The following is a 20,223-nucleotide window of genomic DNA, read 5'->3' as shown; positions in this document are numbered from 1 at the left end:
TAACACATCAGTCTTTTAGCGAGTCGATATGTAAGGGAATAACAACTGTAAACGTGGTTCCCCTTGCCAATTGACTAGACATCACTATTGTACCTTGATGGATATCAACACATCGCTTCACAATCGATAACCCCAACCCAGTACCAGGAATATTATCCACATTATGGGCGCGATAAAACGAAGTAAATAGATGGGGCTGATCTTCCTCAGGAATCCCTATGCCGCGATCGGAAACTAAGAAAGTGGCACTATCTTGAGAGACAGTCAACTCAAAGTCAATTTCACTGCCCTTGCCAGAGTACTTAACAGCATTAGTCAGCAGGTTCGTAAGAATTTGTCGTAATAGCTTCTCATCGACAAGAGCGATCGCCTCTACAATATCTTCATTAATATCATTAATATGATCTTGAGACTTGAGGGCTAAGTCATCATAGAATCGCGATATCTTTTCCTCACTGTTACCACCTGAATGAATATCTAAGCACTTATGTACCGACAAGTTAATATGATGGTAACGCCCCATTCCCAGTTGAAATTGCTTTACAATTCGCACCGTGAATTTACATAAATCTACAGGCGACAGTTTGAGCTTCAGCTTTCCAGCCTCAGCCTTGCTAAACAGCAAAACGTCTTCCATCAGCTCCGTCATATGCTGAACTTCTGACTGAATTTGATGAAGCTGCTCGATCTGTTCCTCTCGCGACCATTCATAATGCTCAAGTAACTCAGCCGCACTCTGAATTGTAGTAAGTGGGGTACGAAATTCATGGGAGACCAATGAAATAAAGTTGGACTTTAGTTTGCTAAGTTCTCTCTCTTGTTCTAAGGATCTGGATAAAACCTCTGCTGAAGTTTGTAGCGTAATATTTTGTTTTTGTAACTGTAATTGAAGCGATCGCAATCTTAAATGGGTTTCGATGCGAGCCAGTACCTCCACCAACTCAAACGGTTTATTGACAAAATCAACGCCGCCGACCGAAAAAGCTTCTACTTTATCCATCGCCTCATCAACCGCACTAATAAAAATTACGGGAATTTCACAAGTCTTTGGATTTTTTTTTAGCCAAGTACAAACCTCAAGCCCATTTAGATCGGGCATCCGAATATCTAACAAGATCAAATCAGGGGGATCGCTCTCTACCATCGCCAAAGCCATATAGCCATTTGTAGCTCGGCTCACCCGATATTTCTGCCTTGTCAAGACTGTAGCCAACAATTCCAAATAGCTCAGTGTATCGTCAACAATGAGAATACTTGAACTAAAAGCTGGTTCTCTATCATCTTGACTCTTATCCATTGAGTATCTATAGCGCTCCTTAATTGTTTATGAACGTAGTACGAGCTTCTAGCCCGCGCAGGCAAGATACCTGCCCGACAAATGAATGACAACTCGTTTAGGTGCTATATATCTTTGTCAACTGTACCTAGCACAATCCCCAAAAACCTTACTCTTTGTCAAACTGCTTAGCCAATAATTTTGTTGCCCCTTCAATATCCAAAGGTCGGCTAAACAGATAGCCTTGACCGTGGCGACAACCCATCGTTTTTAAAGCCTTCAATTGATCTTCTGTTTCAATTCCTTCTATGATTACCTCTTTATCTAAAGCAAAGGCAAGCATTAAAATCGCATTGACCACAACCCATTCCTCTTGCTTGATAAATGATTGGTCAATCTTTAAGACATCAATGGGAAAATCATTTAGCCGTCTTAACGAAGAATATCCCGTCCCAAAATCGTCCATATAAAACTGCACGCCCAAATCTTGTAACTTTGACAAAATATGCATAGCATGATCGGGATCGCTCATCACGCTACTTTCCGTGATTTCTAGCTTTAATGTATTTGGCGCAATTTTCGTTTCTTGCAAAACCTTTTGCACATGATCGATTAAATCTGGATTGGCCAACTGCTTGGTCGATACATTGACACTGATGGTCAAGGCTGAGGCATCTGAAAACTGATGGGTCCAAAGATAAAGCTGAGAGCAAGCCTGATGAATTACCCACTTACCAATAGGGTCAATTAGACCAGTCGCTTCAGCAAGAGGTATAAAATTTAATGGAGAGATAAATCCTCGTTCGGGGTGTTGCCATCGAATCAGTGCCTCAAACCCTCGAATTACCTTTGTATCGAGATCGAGAATTGGTTGATAGTACAGTTGTAGCTGTTCTTTTTCTAAGGCTAACTGTAAATCTTCGTGGAGCGATTTATCAACACCCAAGAGTGTCGAGAGTTCTTTCTGTAGGCTAATGTTTTGCAACTTCAAGAGCATAGCTTGCTCCTGCAACTGTGACTGTAGCGAACGAACCTTGAGATGGGTTTGGACACGCGCTAGGACTTCTGCAAGGTGAAAAGGTTTATTAATATAGTCAATTCCACCCACCGAAAAGGCTTCAACTTTATCAGATTCCTCGTCAATGGCACTGATAAAAATTACGGGCACATCAGCAGTTGTGGGATTATCTTTTAAACGGATACAGACCTCTATACCACTCAAATCTGGCATCCGAATATCTAGTAATATCAAGTCTGGAATTTCTCGATCGACTAGAGCAAGTGCTCTCTCCCCATTTTCTGCCTTGAGAACCTTATATCCTTGCCTTGATAGCATTGTAGAGAGCAGTTGGCAATTATAAGGGGTGTCATCAACAATCAGAATGCATGCTTCATTTTCTTTAGGGATTTCAAATGTAGAGTTTTGATTGGTGCTCATTAGTCGAGGTAGCTAAAGGTAGAAATGAACGTATTAAAATTAAAATGCACGAAATCACAAAAGATTTTACATACAGTTAGGGGAAACTAGCTCAAGATAACCTCATGGGAGTAGGAGGTATTTAACCTTAATCTACCAGAGACTTCAGTCTACCTAAGTTTTGACTTGCATTAGGTGTTTTGGTAAAGTTTTAGATAATTTTTACAGAATTTTAACAAGCCTTACAAGTTTATAATCACACAGTGACTTGAAAAACAATGATGTCTTGGCGATAAGAATAATGAAGAAACCCCAAAGGAATCTCATTATTTAGAACCGACTTGATTTAAAGCTCTTAGACAATTTACTGCTACTGACATTAAACATTATACGCAAGTATATACGCTTGTAAATTCTCCTTAATGACCATCTCAAACTTGGAACGCATAATAATTTTTATGACCAAGTGCAGGATTACAATTTTTAATGAGGAACTCTTAAAAGTTAGTTCTCGGCTTGAGGCTTTATTCACCAACAACCTCGATCGCAGCGGCATATGAATAAAAGTAAGACTAGAATTTTAGTGGTTGATGATGAGCCAGAGAGCCTTTGCTTTTTAGCCGAGATGTTTGCAGCGCAAGGATATGACATGCAAACCGCCTTATCTGGAGAGTCAGTGGTAAAAGCAGTTCAGCAGTACTGTCCAGACTTGATCTTGCTAGATGTAAGCATCAATGGCATCAATAGCTATGAGATCTGTAGGCAATTAAAGTCTCAAGCAAAAAGCTGCGAGATTCCGATTGTCTTTCTTGGCGATTTACAAGATATAGCGGAAAGATGTAAAGCATACAAGGCAGGTGGTGTAGATTTTATACCTAAACCTTTTGAAGTTGAAGAGATGCTGGCACGGATTGATACCCATTTGTCATTACAATTTCTCAAAAAGCAAATTGAGCCCCCAAATCTTGTATCGGGCGATGAAGCCAGCGATCGCATCGTCACCCAGGCAGCCCTGTTAAACTGTGAGTCCGATCGCGATCGCAAATTTAGAACCCTTGCCGAAAACTCTCCCTATATCACTTGCCGCTACGATCGTAATTTACGGTTTGTTTATGTCACCCCACGCATTGAAAATCTAGTTCCCATTGCCCATCCAGACTTTATCGGTAAAACGCATCAAGATCTCAACTTCCCACCATACTATGCCGATTTATGGGATAGCTGTCTACAAAAAGTATTTGATACAGGTAAAGAAGAAGAAATTGAATTTGATTTTCCCACTTCTATCGGTCTCAGAAGTTATCAGTCCCATTTTCTACCTGAATATGCTGAAGATGGCTCCGTAGAGTTTGTCTTAGTAATTAATCAAGATCTCACGGAACGTAAGCAAGCCGAAGAAGCCCTCAGGGAGAGTGAAATCAGATTTCGCAGCATTGTCGAGAATGCTAACGATATTATTTATACACTTACACCTCAAGGTACGGTTGGGTATGTTTCCCAAAATTTTACTGACATGCTGGGATATCCCCTCGAAGATGTCATCGATCGTCCATTCGCTCCATTTGTTCATCCTGAAGATATAGACATTTATCTGGATGGCTTACATCGCTTAATCGAGGGAGAATCAAAAATCTCTGGCGTTGAGCATCGAATTAAACATCGTGATGGTAGCGATCGCTTATATATATCTAATCTATCTAGCATTAAAGATAAGAACGATCGATTTCTCTATTGCATCGGAATTGGTAGGGATAATACCCAACGCAGACAAAATGAAGAAAAACTCCGACAGAGCGAGAAACGGTATGAGCTAGCAACCCAAGCCGCGAAAGTGGGCGTGTGGGAGTGGGATATCTTATCTCAAAAACTTTATATCGATCCAAATATTAAAAAACTACTAGGCTATAACGGGGAGGAAACTAGTAATTATGTCAAGCTCTGGACGCCTTCCTATATTCACCAGGATGACCGCAATATAGCCGCGAACAAAATGCGCCATTATCTAGACGGACAAATCGATGAGTATGTCTGCGAATATCGCATGATTCATCAAGATGGTTCTTTGCGTTGGATCTTGTCGCGCGGTGAGGGCATCAAGGACGCACATGGCAAGATTGTCAAGGTAATCGGAACTCATACGGATATCACCGATCGCAAACAGGTAGAGATCGCGTTACAGAAACAACTCCAGCGATCGCTACTCCTCAAGCAAATCACCGATGAAATTCGCCGAAGCCTAGATATTAACCAGATGCTTGACGTTGCCGTAACCCAAATTGGGCAGACTTTTGCCGTAAATCGCTGTGTGATTCACCGTTATGTAAATGAGCCAGTGCCACAAATGCCATTTCTCTGCGAGTATTTAGAGCCTGATTACTCATCCGTCATCAATTTGACTGTGCCAATTGAAGGAAATTTTCACGCGCAAAAAGTTTTAGCCAGCGATCGGGCAGTGGCATCCCAGAATGTCTTTACCGATCCACTTTTAGAACTAGCTAGACCTATGTGCGAGCATGTAGGGATGAAATCCATGCTAGCAGTACGTACCTCTTATCAAGGGAAACCTAATGGTCTGATTGGTCTGCAACAGTGCGATCGCTTTCGGGAATGGACAGAAGCAGAGATTGAACTGCTCGAAGCGATCACATCTCAAGTAGGTATAGCCCTAGCCCAAGCAAGTCTGTTAGCCCATGAAACCAAACAGCGACAGGAGCTAAGCATCAACAACAATGCTCTCAAACGAGCCAAAAGTGAAGCTGAGATCGCCAATCTCGCCAAAAGTGAATTTTTAGCCATGATGAGTCACGAAATTCGTACACCGATGAATGCAGTGCTAGGCATGACAGAACTACTACTTTGCTCGGAGTTGAACGAAAAGCAACAGGATTTAGCTGAAACCATTCGAGATAGTGGGAATTCTCTGCTCAAGATTATCAATGATATTCTCGACTTCTCAAAAGTAGAATCAGGTAACTTGGAATTAGAGATTCAGCCTTTAGAGCTCAAAAACACGATAGAAAAGGTAAACCATCTACTTTCAGTAAAAGCCAAAGAGAAAGGAATATTCTTAAACTTTACGCTAGATGCGCAAGTACCCGCTTATATTGTGGGAGACACGACACGATTGCAGCAGATATTAATCAACCTAGTTAGTAATGCGATTAAGTTTACCGAATCAGGGGAGGTTAATGTTTCGGTTACCGCAACAGAGCTAAGCGGTACAACAACAGAACCAGCAAATTCACTAAAGCTCCTATCGAGTCCCTACTTTTCCCTTGCCGTCCCCTACGAAATTCAGTTTGCAATCCAAGACTCTGGGGTTGGTATTCCCAGCGATCGGCTCAACCGATTATTCAAGACATTTAGCCAAGTTGATGCTTCGATTACGCGTCAATACGGAGGCACTGGTTTGGGACTCGCAATCTGCGCGCAATTGGTCGAAATGATGGGAGGGAGAATATGGGTAGTCAGCCATGGGTGCATCGAGGGCAATCCACCCTTAAAGTGGAAAAAGGAAGTCTGGGAAAATGAGTCCATGGGAAAAGTACGCAACGATCGCGGCGCGACATTTTACTTCACGATTTATGGGGCATCCCTTGCTAGCCAAGTGGATGAATCGCAGATCGTTCAAAGTCTGGAGCGAAAAGAAGCACAAACACAAATTCCCTTAGGCGAGATCCAAAAGCAAGAGCTAGCGCGACAAAATCCTCTACAAATCTTGCTAGCTGAAGATAATCCTACCAATCAAAAACTTACCATCTTAATGCTTGAGAAACTAGGCTATTACCCAGATGTGGTGAGTGATGGCTGTGCCGTAATCGAAGCATTAGATCGTAAAATCTACGATTTGATTTTAATGGATATACAAATGCCCAAAATGGATGGTTTGTCCACAACGCAATATATTCGACAAAGTAAAACTAACTATCAATCTCTATATATTATTGCTTTAACGGCAAATGCTACTAGAGGCGATCGCGAACAATGTCTAAATGTAGGGATGAATGACTATATTAGCAAACCTATAACGCTTAAGAACTTAGCGACAGCTTTTAGGAAATTTCAAGATTTAACGATGGGTAAAATTGTTACAACCAGTCCAGAGAATCCTAATGCCCCATATAACCAGCTTGAAACAAAATCTATCTCAACTGAACTAAACCCAACTGAACAAAATAAGACAGCCGTGATCAACGTTAAAGCCCTAGAGGCAATTCGAAATATGTCAGATGATGAAACTGTTGTAGAGATGATCGATATCTATTTAGATGATTCACAACAGCTCGTGACACAAATTGTTTTATTTACCGACTTAAGCAACTCACCCAATTTAACCAAGCTATCCCATGCAGCCCACACCCTCAAAGCGATTAGCGCATCGATTGGGGCAATAAGGTTAGCAGAATTATGTAAAACGGTCGAAGGAGAAATTAAGGAAGGTAAATTTCAAAATATTGTAGAAACAATTTCTAGCATCGATGGGCAATATCGTTTGGTGGTTGAACTCCTACAAGTACATCGCCAAAAATATGTTGATGGAATAGGTTGAAAATAGATTTCCTGAAATATTACCTGATTACAACTGCTCTAGATAACTCAAAAGATCTGCCATTTGCCTTGCTTCTGGTTGAAATTTTGGCATGGGTGGAGTTTCACCACTGACGACTTGATGGATGAGTTGCGATCGCGATAAACGCTCAGATACACCCCGCAAACTCGGCCCAACTTCGCCCGCTGCCCATTGTCCGTGACAGGCTACACAATTCATTACAAACATCGATCTGCCGTTATTGGCATCGCCATCAAGTTGCAAAACAGATTCGGTATATGGATCGGTATGAGGACGAAATAACCACACCATCAAAACGATCGCGATCAGAACCAGGGCTATACCAAGAATTACTAACCCTTGATGAGGCCGTTGTTGAGGCGATCGGGCTGACTCTGGCTGAGCTACAGTAGCTGAATTTAATCCATCATTACTCACAGCAATATCACTGAACCAGTGGGTTAAAGAACAATCGAAGCAGAAATTGAGAAATCACAAAAAAACTTTAATCTAAATAACATATCTTAAAGAAAGTACAAACACTTATGATCATTTATTATAGAGCGTCCAGATTAAGACATAATAATCAATGTCAAGATTTTAAGTGAATTAGGATTAATTAACTATGGGAGGCAATGATCGCCTACTCAGAGCTGCGCGAGGCGAAGTGCTAGATCGTCCGCCAGTTTGGATGATGCGCCAAGCAGGTAGATACATGAAGGTGTATAGAGATCTGCGTGATAAATACCCAACCTTTAGAGAGCGTTCAGAAATTCCTGAATTAGCCGCCGAAATATCTCTGCAACCATTTCGCGCCTTCCAACCTGACGGCGTTATTATGTTTTCCGACATTCTCACTCCCCTTACAGGAATTGGGATCGACTTTGACATTATTGAAAGTAGAGGGCCAATTATCGCGTCGCCCATTCGCACCCAAGCGCAGGTTGATGCTCTTAAGGAATTCGATCCCGATACTGCGGTTCCTTTTATTCGTAAGATTTTAAGCGCGATCAAAGAAGAAGTTAAGGACCAAGCGACGATCCTCGGCTTTGTTGGCGCACCTTGGACATTAGCTGCCTATTCGGTTGAAGGGAAAGGTTCTAAGGATTATTCTGTAATCAAATCATTGGCTTACAAAGAGCCAGCGATCGTCCATAGCTTTTTGGCAAAACTCGCCGAAATGATTGGGACTTATGTAATCCATCAGATTGAGTGCGGCGCTCAAGTGGTGCAGATGTTTGACTCTTGGGCAGGACATCTTTGCCCCATGGATTATAAAACTTTTGCTCTGCCCTATCAAAAGATGGTTGTAGATAAGGTAAAGGCAAAATATCCTGATACGCCGATGATTCTTTACATTAGTGGCAGTGCAGGTGTGCTAGACCTTATGCCTAAGTCTGGTGTAGATATTATCAGTGTTGACTGGACGGTCGATCTTGCCGATGCACGCGATCGCATCGGTCATCACATACCCGTACAAGGCAACCTCGATCCCTGCGTTCTTTTTGCCGATCGAAGCTATATCCGCGAGCGGATCTTAGATGTGGTACAAAAAGCTGGGAATAAAGGTCACATCATGAATTTGGGGCATGGCATTTTGTCCACAACGCCTGAAGAAAATGCACGTTTCTTTTTTGAGACGGTCAAAGGATTGGCTTGATTGCTCTGAGGATTACAACATAATTCTTTAGATGGGGGCGCAATGGCTGCGCTCCCGTTATTGTTTTGAGGACGATCCCCCAACTCACCCCCTTTAATTCCCCCTTGCAAAGGGGGAAAACCAGAGATCCTGTTCCCTCCCCTTGCAAGGGGAGGGCTAGGGTGGGGTAATCTTGTTGTGATAGGGGGAAGAAGAAAGAGTTAGATATTTAAATATGGCAAAAAAAGTTTTTATTACGGGTGCGAGTGGCTGTGTAGGTCACTATCTGGTAGAGTCTTTGCTACATCAGACCGATTATGAGCTTTATTTGCTCGTGCGAAATCGCGCCAAACTCAAAACCGATCTCAGCATCAGATCGGGAGTAACGGTGATCGAAGACAATATGTCGAATATTGGGGCATATAAATCTTTACTTGCTACGATGAACTATGTCGTGAGTACGGCAGCTTGCTGGGGCGGCACAGAGGAAGTATTTCAAACCAATGTGCATAAAACTCATGAATTATTTGATGCCTTAGATCCTGAAGTTTGCGAGCGTGCCATTTATTTTTCTACGGCAAGTATTCTCGATTCTCACAATCAACTGCTCAAAGAGGCAGGAGAGATCGGTACAGACTACATTCGCTCTAAATATGATTGTTTGGAATATTTGGAAAGTTCTCCGATCAGCAAACGGCTAATTACCGTATTTCCAACCTTGGTATTTGGTGGGGCAGCGGATAAGCCCTATTCTCATATCTCAGCAGGGCTAAAGGATATTGTTAAATACGTGAAATATATCCGATTCGTCAAAGGTGAGGGCAGTTTTCATTATATCCACGGCAGCGATATCGCCCAAATTATTACCTATTTGCTTACGGCTGACCAACCCAAGTTCTGCGAACATCTACCCACGCGCCTAGTAATGGGGATGCCAAAGTCAACCGTAAACGGTGCGATCGCTGAGGTATGCGAATTTTATCAGAAGCGCATTGGCTGGCAGATCGATCTCTCGCCTACACTGATTAACCTAATCATTAAATTATTTAAAATTGAAGTGGCAGAATGGGATCTATTTAATGTGAAACTTCGCCACCTCACCTATGATGTCGTTACGCCTGAAACCTTTGGCTTAACTTCTAAATATCCTCGCATTACCAATCTCTTTGCTGAGGTTGGGAAATCATAGGTACATCCGATCCACCCAAGGGCTAAGCATTCGGAATATAGGTTTTTTCCGAGCCAAGAAATTAAGCCCCGAATGCTCAGCCACTACAGCACCCCACAATACCTAACCCAATCTAAATTCGCGTGTTATGAATATCGATAATCTGCCCAAGCAATACAGCCCCCATGAAACCGAAGTCAAATGGCAAAAGTATTGGGAAGAGCAAGGCGTCTTTGCTGCGGAAGCCGAAAGCGATTCCCCTAACGGGGATGCATCCTGCCGCCCTGCTTATTCGATTATGATTCCACCGCCCAATGTGACGGGTAGCCTTCATACTGGACATGCTTTTGAGGAATCATTGATCGATATTCTGATTCGCTATCATCGCATGAAGGGATTTAATACGCTCTGGCTCCCTGGTACAGATCACGCCAGCATCGCTGTTCAGGCACTATTAGAGAAGCAATTAAAAAAAGAAGGAATTAAGCGACAAGAGTTAGGACGCGATAAATTCCTTGAGAGAGCTTGGCAATGGAAAGCCGAATCTGGAGGTACAATTGTCAAGCAACTCCGCCGTTTGGGCGTATCTGCGGATTGGACGAGAGAACGTTTTACCATGGATGCTGGTCTCTCCGAGGCTGTAACCGAAGCATTCGTTCGCCTTCACACAGAAGGTTTGATTTATCGAGGCGAATACCTAGTAAACTGGTGCCCTTCATCGCAGTCAGCCGTATCGGATCTGGAAGTTGACAATCAAGAAGTCAAAGGAAATCTATGGCACTTCCGCTATCCACTTACAGATGGAAGTGGTTACCTAGTGGTGGCAACCACGCGCCCTGAAACGATGTTGGGAGATACAGCCGTAGCCGTGAATCCTGATGACGATCGCTACAAGCATCTAATTGGTAAAACTGTAACACTTCCATTGATGAATCGCGAGATTCCAATTGTAGGAGATGATTATGTCGATCGCGAATTTGGCACGGGTTGTGTCAAGATTACGCCAGCCCATGACTACAATGACTTTGAGCTAGGGAAACGCCACAATCTTCCCATGATTAACATCCTCAATAAAGATGGTTCCATTAATGAAAATGGTGGCGAATTTGAGGGGCAAGATCGATTTGTCGCCAGAAAGAATGTGGTGGCGAAGCTGGAATCTCTCGATCTATTGGACAAGATCGAAGACTATCTAACCACAGTTCCCTATTCGGAACGAGGGAAAGTACCCGTGGAACCATTTCTCTCTACGCAATGGTTCGTGAAGATTCGTCCTCTAGCAGACAGTGCCCTACAGGATTTCGACCAGAACAACTCCCCTCAATTTGTGCCCGAGCGTTGGGGTAAAGTTTATCGCGATTGGCTGGTAAAACTCAAAGATTGGTGCATCTCTCGCCAACTATGGTGGGGACATCAAATTCCCGCGTGGTATACGCCCGATGGCGATGTGTTTGTTGCACATACAGAAGCAGAGGCACTGGCACAAGCACAGGCAAAGCATGGACAAGAGATTACCCTAGAGCGCGATGCCGATGTTTTAGATACATGGTTCTCTTCGGGGCTATGGCCGTTCTCCACCCTGGGATGGCCCACACAAACGCAGGACTTAGAGACGTTCTATCCCACCAGCGTGTTGGTGACGGGTTTTGATATCATCTTTTTCTGGGTGGCACGGATGACGATGATGGCAAAGCATTTCACGGGTAAGATGCCGTTCCATACGGTCTATATTCACGGACTGGTACGGGATGAGAATAATCAAAAGATGTCAAAGTCTAAGAACAATGGCATCGATCCGCTCCTGTTGATCAATAAATATGGAACCGATGCCCTTCGTTTTGCCCTCGTGAGAGAAGTCACAGGTGCGGGTCAAGATATTCGCCTAGACTACAATCGCAAGACCGATGAGTCTTCCAATGTGGAAGCAGCTCGTAATTTCGCCAATAAGTTATGGAACGCTTCGCGATTTGTTTTGATGAATTTGGAAGACGATCTCAGCCCAATCCCTCCCCAATTCATAGAAAATCCCAATTTAGAATTAAGCGATCGCTGGATTCTCTCGCGGTTCCATCAGGTGGTACAGCAGACGCGGCAACAGCTCGAGCAGTATGGCATGGGCGAAGCAGCAAAGGGACTCTATGAATTTATTTGGGGCGATTTTTGCGATTGGTATATCGAACTCGTCAAGTCTCGCTTACAACTGCAAGACGATCCTACCGTGCAATCGAGTTCTCCCAAACTTGCATCTCGTCAAGTCGCCCAACAAACCCTTGCCTACGTTTTAGATGGAATCCTGCGACTCCTGCATCCATTTATGCCTCATATCACAGAAGAGATCTGGCAAATCCTCAATCCCGTCGAAGCCGAAGACAACAAGCATGTCCTCGCTTTACAAGCCTATCCCGAACCAGATCGCAATGCGATCGATCCCCAACTAGAAGAACAATTTGAACTGCTCACAGGCGTAATTCGCACAATTCGCAACCTTAGAGCCGAAGCAGAGATTAAACCTAGCCTGAAGATTACCGTCATCTTGCAAACCGAAAGCGATCGCGAACAGAAACTGCTCGCAGAAGGTCAAACCTATCTCCTCGATTTAGCTCGGGTAGAAACCCTAACGATTCAAACCTCCTCTCCTGTCTCTTCGGAACAAACTGAAGAGCAAACGATTGTGGGTGTAGTCGGTACAGTGCAGGTGATTATTCCGCTCACAGGTGTGGTCGATATTGCCCAGTTAAAGAGCAAACTAGAACGCAGTCTGACTAAGTTGGAAGGTGCGATCGCTTCTCTACAATCTCGGCTAAACAACCAAGGTTATGTGAAGAAAGCTCCCCTCGAAGTCGTGGCAACAGCTCAAGCTGAACTCGAAGAATCTCTCAAACAACAGACAATCTTGCGATCGCGATTGGAGCAACTGACTGCCAACAAATAAGGATTGAAATAAGAGCAATACAGCCGAGCTTCTTACACTGGCAAAGATTGATGCGATGCAGGCAAACGAAAATGACTTGAGCAGATTTTCTACTCAAGTCATATCACGTCATAAGATAAGTAGTGAATTTGAAACTAGTAATCTAGCTCTTTTAAGTTGTGGCGTTCCTCAGCAGCAAGATCGAAAAATGTACCCGTTGTGCCATCAACTCTAATACTAAAAGAGTAGTGGCGATCGCGATTGGAAGGATCGTCTACCCTGATAGAATAAGAAATATCTCGCAAGCCATTAAACCAAAATTGTCCTTTCTCGTCGGTGAAGGTGGTTTGAGGTGGCAACGAGTTAATCGTCACTTTTGCGTGCTCGATTAAACTATCTCCAGTTTTCCCTGCCCAGCTACGCGTGTCGGCAACTTTGCCATAGAGAACACTGTTCCCTTGAGAGTGTCCCAAAAAGCTGTAAACGGGTTCGACAATCGCAGCGATCGTCAGTAAAGCAATTCCGAATAAACTAGCGAGCCAAAATCGGGTTCGCGAAGGAAGCATGGAATTTTGAAATATAAATTTCTTAAGACGAGTCATCGTGATTGCACCAACTATCTATTACTTATTATACCGGAAGCCAAAAGCTAATAGCTGAAAGCTCGACAAGAAAACTATTCTAGAAGTTTTGGCAGTTCGGCACGCTCTTTCGCACCAGAAATAGCTGCCGCCATACGTTGAAATACTTCCACATTGTCCAAATAGCCGCGAAATAGTGCGCTACCAGGCCCTTCAGCATTGAGAACGACATCATCGGCAGTATGATTGGCAATGGTTTCTTTCCTTTCTAGATCTGCGGTCAACAAGAGTCCATCTGGTTCGCGTTCTGGATTTACTGTTGAACCATCATTCTCAACAGAAGGATTTAAGTTCAGGTCATCTGTCAGAAAGTTTGTGCGAAAGGCAGGTCGAGCCGAAACTCCTAAGACTAATTTAATGTTAGGGTTAGCTTCATCTGGATAGCCATTGTTATCCAGATCCGAATAGGTAGGAAAGCCTGCATTTTCAAAGGCATGAAGTGCATCTTTCAGATCGACGCGCTTTTCCTTGATAGCGAGCGTATCCACAGTGCCAGCCACGGTTTGACCTTGGGCATGGTCGGAGGTAACAAGAACTAAGGTTTTGCCATCTTGCTGTGCAAATTCGCGAGCGATCGCCACGGATTTATCTAAGGTCAGAACTTCATATAACACGCGATCGGTATCGATGGAATGGGCAAGTTTGTCAGTTTGAGAAGATTCCACCAATAATATCCATCCCTTCGGTGAAACCGTATTGAGAACTGAAATTGCCTTCTTGGTCATTTCAGGTAGGGTTGGAATCTTGGCGAATTCCTTAGGAATCGGTGGCTTTAGAGATTCTGCACCACGTCCGTCGATTGTGGCTTTACCTCTCGCGATCATAATGTCTAGTACCGAGGGAATATTCTGTGCGCCCAAAGCCGATTTAGGACGAAAATCTCCGAGGAACAAGCCAAGAAGGGGTTTATTATTTGGGGCAGCTAAGAGGGTATCTACATCTGTAGCGATGCTGTAACCCTTACCCTTAGCAATTTCAACTAGATTCTTATCGTCTTTACGAGATACTTTATCTTTAAAATCAGCGATTTTACTTTTAGGCAAAAAGTACCGCGCTCCCGGAGCTAATGCTACATCTACAGGTTGACTGAGTTCAGCCAGACCCTTAAATCCAGTTTTGGGGAGGGAATAGCCATCCTCAAAGTAATCGAGAAGTTGTTGCGCGATCGCATCGTATTGACGGCGAGAAACCAAATTTGCGAAGGTTGACGCTGGGGTAGCATCAACGCCAAAAGCTGTTGTGGCGAAGCCGATTCCCCATCCATAGAGGCGCTTCATATACTGGGGTAGCGTTTCGATGCGAGGGTTGTCTAAAGGGTTGCTAGGAGTATTATCTGGGAAAGCCCCTAAAGAACCATTAATCGTTTTGGCTCCAGAAGTTAATGCGATCGCGGTATTTGCCGAGTCAGGAATAATACTATCGAGGGAAGACGTACTTACTAATCCGAGTTCGGTCATGGATTCCATACTCAGATGTGCTTTTGACTTTCCATCTTGAAAACCATAGGCCATAATCCGTCCCGCCGTGCGTAACGGGTTCCCCATACCATCTCCAATCGCGAGAATAATTTTGTTGACCTCGCCCGTGAGTTCAAATCGCTGTACCTTATAGGTATTTTTCGCGATGACCGAGATGTTATCGGCTTTGAGCGTAGCGATAACCTCATAGCTCCCCGGTTGCTCGAACGTAAAGTTACGCCACGATTGTCCAAATAGATTGGGATCGGCAGGTAACCCAACTTCTAGTTTGCCACCAGGCAGGGCAAGTTGCTTGGCGATTTGTTGCTGAAACTCTTTGGTATAGTCTTTCCCATTAATCGTAAGCGCTTGCAAGGTTGGAGCCGTTTTTGCTGGGATGGTGTTTTCAATACGCAGGTCAAAGCGCTGATTTACCAAAAATATCGTGTTATTCGTCGGCCAAATTCGGACTTTCCCAATAGCAGGCATTTCCTTAGCCCAAACATCTTGCACGAAAGCGAAGTTTGCTGCCCAAAAAGATAAAGCTATCCCTACAACGATAACGGTAAGCTTTAAATTGCCTGCTATCTTACGTAGGGAGTTTAGTAAGTAATGATTGAGTCTCATCGCATAGCTACTGTAACCGTTTACTCAATCCATCAAAACATGAAAATTGTTTTACCAAGGTTAAGCAAAGGATAAGGAAGTGTAGAATTTGACGCATCTACAATAAAGCTTGATTTTGAATATTCGGATCAATTTTGAATATTCGGATCAATACTGTGACTCTTCCAAAGTTACCCCACCTGAACAGAATTAAATTACTGAATTAGATTTCCGAGCTTCATTTTTAAGGAAGAATTAAAGGGAGCAAAGTTCACTAAGGCATGAAGACAGTACAATCTTGTTGGATGCTTATTTGTGAAAACTATGCAGGTCGGCCAAACGCTTCGGAATCGCTATAGAATCCTTCAAGTCATTGGTGGTGGTGGTTTTGCCTCGACCTATTTGGCAGAGGATCTGGATGTTCCTGTGAACCCAAAGCCAAAATGCGTAATTAAACGTCTGCACCCACAAACAACAAATGCTGAGGTAATTCGACTATTTCAACAAGAAGCAGAGATTCTTTACAAACTGGGGCAGCTACACGACCAATTACCCAAAGTATTTGCCTATTTTGAGGAAGATGGCAAGTTTTATCTGGTGCAAGAGTTTATTGATGGGTTTGACCTCAGCCGCGAGATTACGCGTGGAGATCGCTGGAGCGAACCCAAAACCATCCAATTGCTACTTGAAATTCTAGAAATTCTCGATTTTGTCCATAGCCAAAATATTATCCATCGCGACCTCAAGCCCTCTAACCTGATGCGCCGCCATCAGGATCGCAAACTGATTTTGATCGACTTTGGTGCAGTAAAGCAGTTCCATCAAGCCCAAGTCGATTCGCAGGGAAAGACCAATTTAACCGTGGCGATTGGTACGCCCGGCTATATGCCTGACGAGCAAGCCAATGGCAAGCCCAAGTTATCAAGCGATATCTATGCAGTCGGCGCGATCGCGATCCAAACTCTCACGGGTGTAGAACCCAACAGTCTACCCGAAGATGCCAATGGCGAAATGATTTGGCGCGATCGCGCTACTGTCAGCGATGAATTTGCTGAAGTCTTAACCAAGATGATTCGCAGTCACTTTTCGCAACGCTATCCATCGGCAAAGGAGGCACTGGTTGCCATGCGTGCCTTGGCACAGTCAGAATTACCAACCCTCTTACCAACCGTCTCAGTCGAGCCCAAAGAGCGATTTTATGCCGCCCCCCCAACGACGCCCAGTCCATTGCACGCGAACCATGACCGTCCTACGGTTGCGGTGACACCAGAAAGAAAAGGGCTTTCCACAATCCAATGGGCAGCGATCGCGGTTGGCTCTACGGTTGCTGTAGGTTTAGCCGCTTTTGGTGTAGTAACCAAGCTAACTCCCCTGAAAAGCGATCCAGCCACGCTTGAATTGAATGCCTCTCAAAGCAAAAATTCATCCCCTGCGACTCCGACAACGCCCACTCAAACGCCTACGGTAGTTGCGACTGTTACCGTTACTTCTACTCCTATTCCTACACCTACACCTCCTCCGATCGCTCCGCCTAAACCTCCAGATATTCCAGCGATCGTCAGTTTGGAACGGGTCAGCTTTGCCGAAGGTTCGATCGCTGCGATCGTGCGTGGCAGTCTTGCACCCAATCAAAAGCGTCAATACGTTCTCAATTGCGGACAAGGACAGCAACTCAATGCCACAATATTTCAAGGACAGGCAACCGTCACGTTGATTGCTCCCAATGGTGCAGCGATCGCTTCTGGCGACAACAAATTGAGTGCGCGTCTGCCCATCTCAGGCGATTACATTATCGAGGTTTCCTCACCTGCCCCAACCAGCTTTAACCTACGCATCGAAGTTTTGTAGACATCAATCTTGCCATTTTCCTGAGTGAGTTGAGCCCTAATATGAGCGAAAAGTTTTACAAAAGTTGATTCTATGTCATAATAAATCTTAAATTTAGCTGAACCCGAGAAAATGTCGGTAATAAAACTAGATGTGGAATTTAATCCAGAATACTGTCGTAATGAGACGGAAGTTGAAAGTAAGTTAATTGTTCAATATCTACTACCAAAGCTAGGATATTCTCCTGAAACTTGGCATCAAGAAGTAAGCTTTGGCAGTATTCGTCTAGATTTTCTAGCTTTTGCTTCACAGGTTCTTCCGTTTAAGCTCAATGCAGATTCGCCTTTGAGCATTGTCTTTGAAGCAAAGCATCCAAAACAAAAACTAGACAATCATGTCATTCGACTCAAACGATATTTAGTTAGTTTGAATGTGCGATATGGAATTTTGACTAATGGAAAGGTAATCAGGATATACGAGAGATCCATAGATAACATTAGCTTGAGATTTCAATGCAATGGGAAGGAAATCAATTCTAGGATTGATGAAATCAAAGCTATTATTGGCAGAGAAAGCTTACAGCAAAATAATAGTTTTACCGTAGCTCAAACAAAAGAGATTTCTGATAATCTAGCAAAAGATACTCTCCCTGATTTAACTGAAACTATTGGAGTGAAGGATAGTTTTAGTCTGAGAGATGGCAAGTCAACCAAGATTCCACAAGTATCAAAACCAGTTCCTTTAGAAAAAAGAGCAGAACCAATGAAAACAATTGCGATATATCACAATAAGGGTGGGGTAGGCAAAACAACAACAGTTGTTAATTTGGCTGCCGCTATTCGCAAAAAAGGTAAAAGAGTGTTGGTGGTTGATCTCGATAGTCAAGCCAATACTACGTTTGCAACTGGTTTGGTCAAGTTTGAAGACGAGGAGTTTGATGATATTGAGGAATCTAATATTCTTCACATTTTACAGTCAGAGGATTTCTATACGATTGAAGAGGTTGCAAGAAAGTCTGACTTTAGCGATCCATCAATTAATGTGGTTCCCGCACATATCAACTTAATGAATGCTGAGAACGAATTAAATCAGCTTGATTACAGCAGAATGATTCTTGCCCAAAAGCTTAAGGATGTTGGAGAACAATATGATGTTGTTATTCTTGATACACCTCCTTCTTTAAATTTATATGCAAGAGTGGCATTAATTGCATGTGACTACTTGATCATTCCTTCCGATCTGAAGCCTTATGCCAATCAAGGTTTGGTTAATGTCAAGGAATTCATAAAAAAGGTGAATGGATTTAGAAAGCAAATCAACAAGAATCCGATTCAAATACTCGGAGTTTTACCTAATAAAATTTCGACCAATGCAAGGTTTGTACAATACACATTGCCAACTCGTCTTCAGAAAATTCCTGCCAAATATGAGCTAGAGCTAATGGATTCAATCATTTACGATCGAGACGATCTAGCTAAATGTGCAGAGATGATCCAGATTGTCGGAGACTTAGAGGTTGCCGACCCAAAATCTATATTTGAGTTTAAGCCAGATTCAATGGCTGCTCAGGAGTTTGAACTGCTGGCAATCGAAGTATTAGAAAAGATAGGAATGTCGAAATGAAATTATCCACTTCTCTTGTAGCTGTCAAGAAAATCACCTCCTCAAAGTCTTGCTCAGAATTTGATAGTGAGCGAATCGAAAAGCTAGCACAGGAAATCCTAAAAGCTGAAGGCATCATTAGTCCATTAATCCTAAACAGAACTAGCTTGGAGTCCTATGAAGTTGTTGATGGTCATTTTGAATATTATGCTGCGGTTAAAGCCAGAGAAATCGATCCTCGTAAAGGTGAGATGATCTCTGCATATATTATTGATTCTGAAAACTCTGCTATAAGTTCAGCAATCAAGGAGCAAATAGAGCTATTACGAGCAAGTGCTACTGATGATTTGCCACAAGTAGATGAAACAGCCGAAAGTGTTGATCGCAATCTAACAGCCGAAATCTTGAGATCAGTCGTAACCAAGATAAGTAATTTTGAAACTAAAATCAGCACTTTTGAAAATTTATTAATAGAGAAGGTTAATAAAATTGAGCAAACTACTAATAATGCAAAGCCATCATCTGAGATATTTAGTGTTGATGCAGTAATAAATAAACTTGAAGACAAGCTAGCAACTGTAATCGGACAATCAATAGAAAAATATTTTTTGGCAAATAATTTATTGAAGCTGCCATCAAAACCTTGTAAGACATTGTTATATGAAAAGGAAAAAGGGAAGATAGTACTTCAAGGGTTCAATACTTTCGATGCTTCCCAACTCAAACAAAAACTATCAGAATGTGGAGTAAGAACAGCTAAGAGCCTTTCTCAAAAAATTTATCAAGTTAGGTTGTTAGAACCTTATAATTCTATTGAGGATGTGATTACAAAAATTAATGGTCTTACAGAAAACACTATGCAAAAGATTATTGATGTTTGGTAATAATGACTCAACTCATACGTCTTCCTGTACTAAAATTCCATTAATCTAGTAGATTGCTGCATAATTTTATATGCATGATAAATTGAGATAACATAAAAATCTCTTCTCTAATTTTGAGGGTAATTTTGGCTGATATTAATCCACCTCTTCTGCCATTTCAAAATATGTCTGAACGCCATCAAGCTTTAACACCTTCGCCAATTCAAGGATGAAATGCAACGCCTAGAGATCTTTGCGTAAAGGGAC

12 protein-coding genes are annotated in these 20,223 nt (G+C 42.9%); 7 read left to right on the top strand and 5 right to left on the bottom strand.

Going from position 1 to position 20,223, the window contains the following annotated elements; translation table 11 throughout:
* Positions 1-7: 7 nt before the first annotated feature.
* Together V2H45_RS13695 and V2H45_RS13690 are read right to left on the bottom strand one after the other, a co-directional pair.
* Positions 8-1,297, bottom strand: coding sequence for a hybrid sensor histidine kinase/response regulator (locus tag V2H45_RS13695; RefSeq protein WP_330484206.1), 1,290 nt, complete (start codon positions 1,295-1,297; stop codon positions 8-10).
* A 148-nt stretch (positions 1,298-1,445) separates the two neighbouring features.
* Complete coding sequence (locus tag V2H45_RS13690) at positions 1,446-2,714, bottom strand: two-component system response regulator (protein WP_330484205.1); 1,269 nt, start codon at positions 2,712-2,714, stop codon at positions 1,446-1,448.
* A gap of 535 nt (positions 2,715-3,249) precedes the next feature.
* Here V2H45_RS13690 and V2H45_RS13685 point away from each other — a divergent pair.
* On the top strand, positions 3,250-7,242 hold the full coding sequence (locus tag V2H45_RS13685; RefSeq protein WP_330484204.1) for a PAS domain S-box protein: 3,993 nt from the start codon (positions 3,250-3,252) through the stop codon (positions 7,240-7,242).
* Positions 7,243-7,269: 27 nt separating this feature from the next.
* On the opposite strand, the gene V2H45_RS13680 is transcribed toward V2H45_RS13685, so the two are convergent.
* A complete protein-coding gene (locus V2H45_RS13680; protein ID WP_330484203.1) occupies positions 7,270-7,680 on the bottom strand; it encodes a cytochrome c in 411 nt (136 codons plus the stop codon).
* A 187-nt stretch (positions 7,681-7,867) separates the two neighbouring features.
* Here V2H45_RS13680 and hemE point away from each other — a divergent pair, with 187 nt between their 5' ends.
* From hemE to V2H45_RS13665, 3 genes are all read left to right on the top strand, one after another.
* Positions 7,868-8,902, top strand: a complete 1,035-nt coding sequence (hemE, locus tag V2H45_RS13675; protein WP_330484202.1) for a uroporphyrinogen decarboxylase — start codon at positions 7,868-7,870, stop codon at positions 8,900-8,902.
* 214 nt (positions 8,903-9,116) lie between these two features.
* Entirely contained in the window at positions 9,117-10,070 is a 954-nt protein-coding gene (locus tag V2H45_RS13670; RefSeq protein ID WP_330484201.1) for an NAD-dependent epimerase/dehydratase family protein, read from the top strand.
* A gap of 127 nt (positions 10,071-10,197) precedes the next feature.
* A complete protein-coding gene (locus V2H45_RS13665; RefSeq protein ID WP_330484200.1) occupies positions 10,198-12,981 on the top strand; it encodes a valine--tRNA ligase in 2,784 nt (927 codons plus the stop codon).
* Between the two features lie 134 nt (positions 12,982-13,115).
* Here the strand turns inward: V2H45_RS13665 and V2H45_RS13660 are convergent, their stop codons facing one another.
* Both V2H45_RS13660 and V2H45_RS13655 read right to left on the bottom strand, forming a co-directional pair.
* On the bottom strand, positions 13,116-13,562 hold the full coding sequence (locus V2H45_RS13660; protein ID WP_330484199.1) for a carboxypeptidase-like regulatory domain-containing protein: 447 nt from the start codon (positions 13,560-13,562) through the stop codon (positions 13,116-13,118).
* Positions 13,563-13,636: 74 nt separating this feature from the next.
* The gene (locus tag V2H45_RS13655; RefSeq protein ID WP_330484198.1) at positions 13,637-15,685 is read right to left on the bottom strand and encodes an alkaline phosphatase; all 2,049 of its coding nucleotides are present in this window, start codon (positions 15,683-15,685) and stop codon (positions 13,637-13,639) included.
* A gap of 303 nt (positions 15,686-15,988) precedes the next feature.
* On the opposite strand from V2H45_RS13655, the gene V2H45_RS13650 reads away from it, so the two are divergent.
* The 3 genes from V2H45_RS13650 (at position 15,989) to V2H45_RS13640 (ending at position 19,977) form a co-directional block, all read left to right on the top strand.
* Positions 15,989-17,512 (top strand): serine/threonine-protein kinase, encoded by a 1,524-nt coding sequence (locus tag V2H45_RS13650; RefSeq protein ID WP_330484197.1) that lies wholly within the window; start codon positions 15,989-15,991, stop codon positions 17,510-17,512.
* Between the two features lie 111 nt (positions 17,513-17,623).
* Positions 17,624-19,114 (top strand): AAA family ATPase, encoded by a 1,491-nt coding sequence (locus V2H45_RS13645; protein WP_330484196.1) that lies wholly within the window; start codon positions 17,624-17,626, stop codon positions 19,112-19,114.
* Positions 19,111-19,977, top strand: coding sequence for a ParB/Srx family N-terminal domain-containing protein (locus tag V2H45_RS13640; protein WP_330484195.1), 867 nt, complete (start codon positions 19,111-19,113; stop codon positions 19,975-19,977). Before V2H45_RS13645 ends, V2H45_RS13640 begins: the two co-directional genes overlap by 4 nt.
* Positions 19,978-20,223: the final 246 nt, after the last annotated feature.

The organism is Tumidithrix elongata BACA0141 (genome assembly GCF_036349135.1).
In the GTDB taxonomy this organism is placed as follows: Bacteria; Cyanobacteriota; Cyanobacteriia; order Pseudanabaenales; family Pseudanabaenaceae; genus Tumidithrix; species Tumidithrix elongata.
Note: the sequence above shows the minus strand (reverse complement) of the source record. Positions and strands in the feature narration are given on the sequence as shown.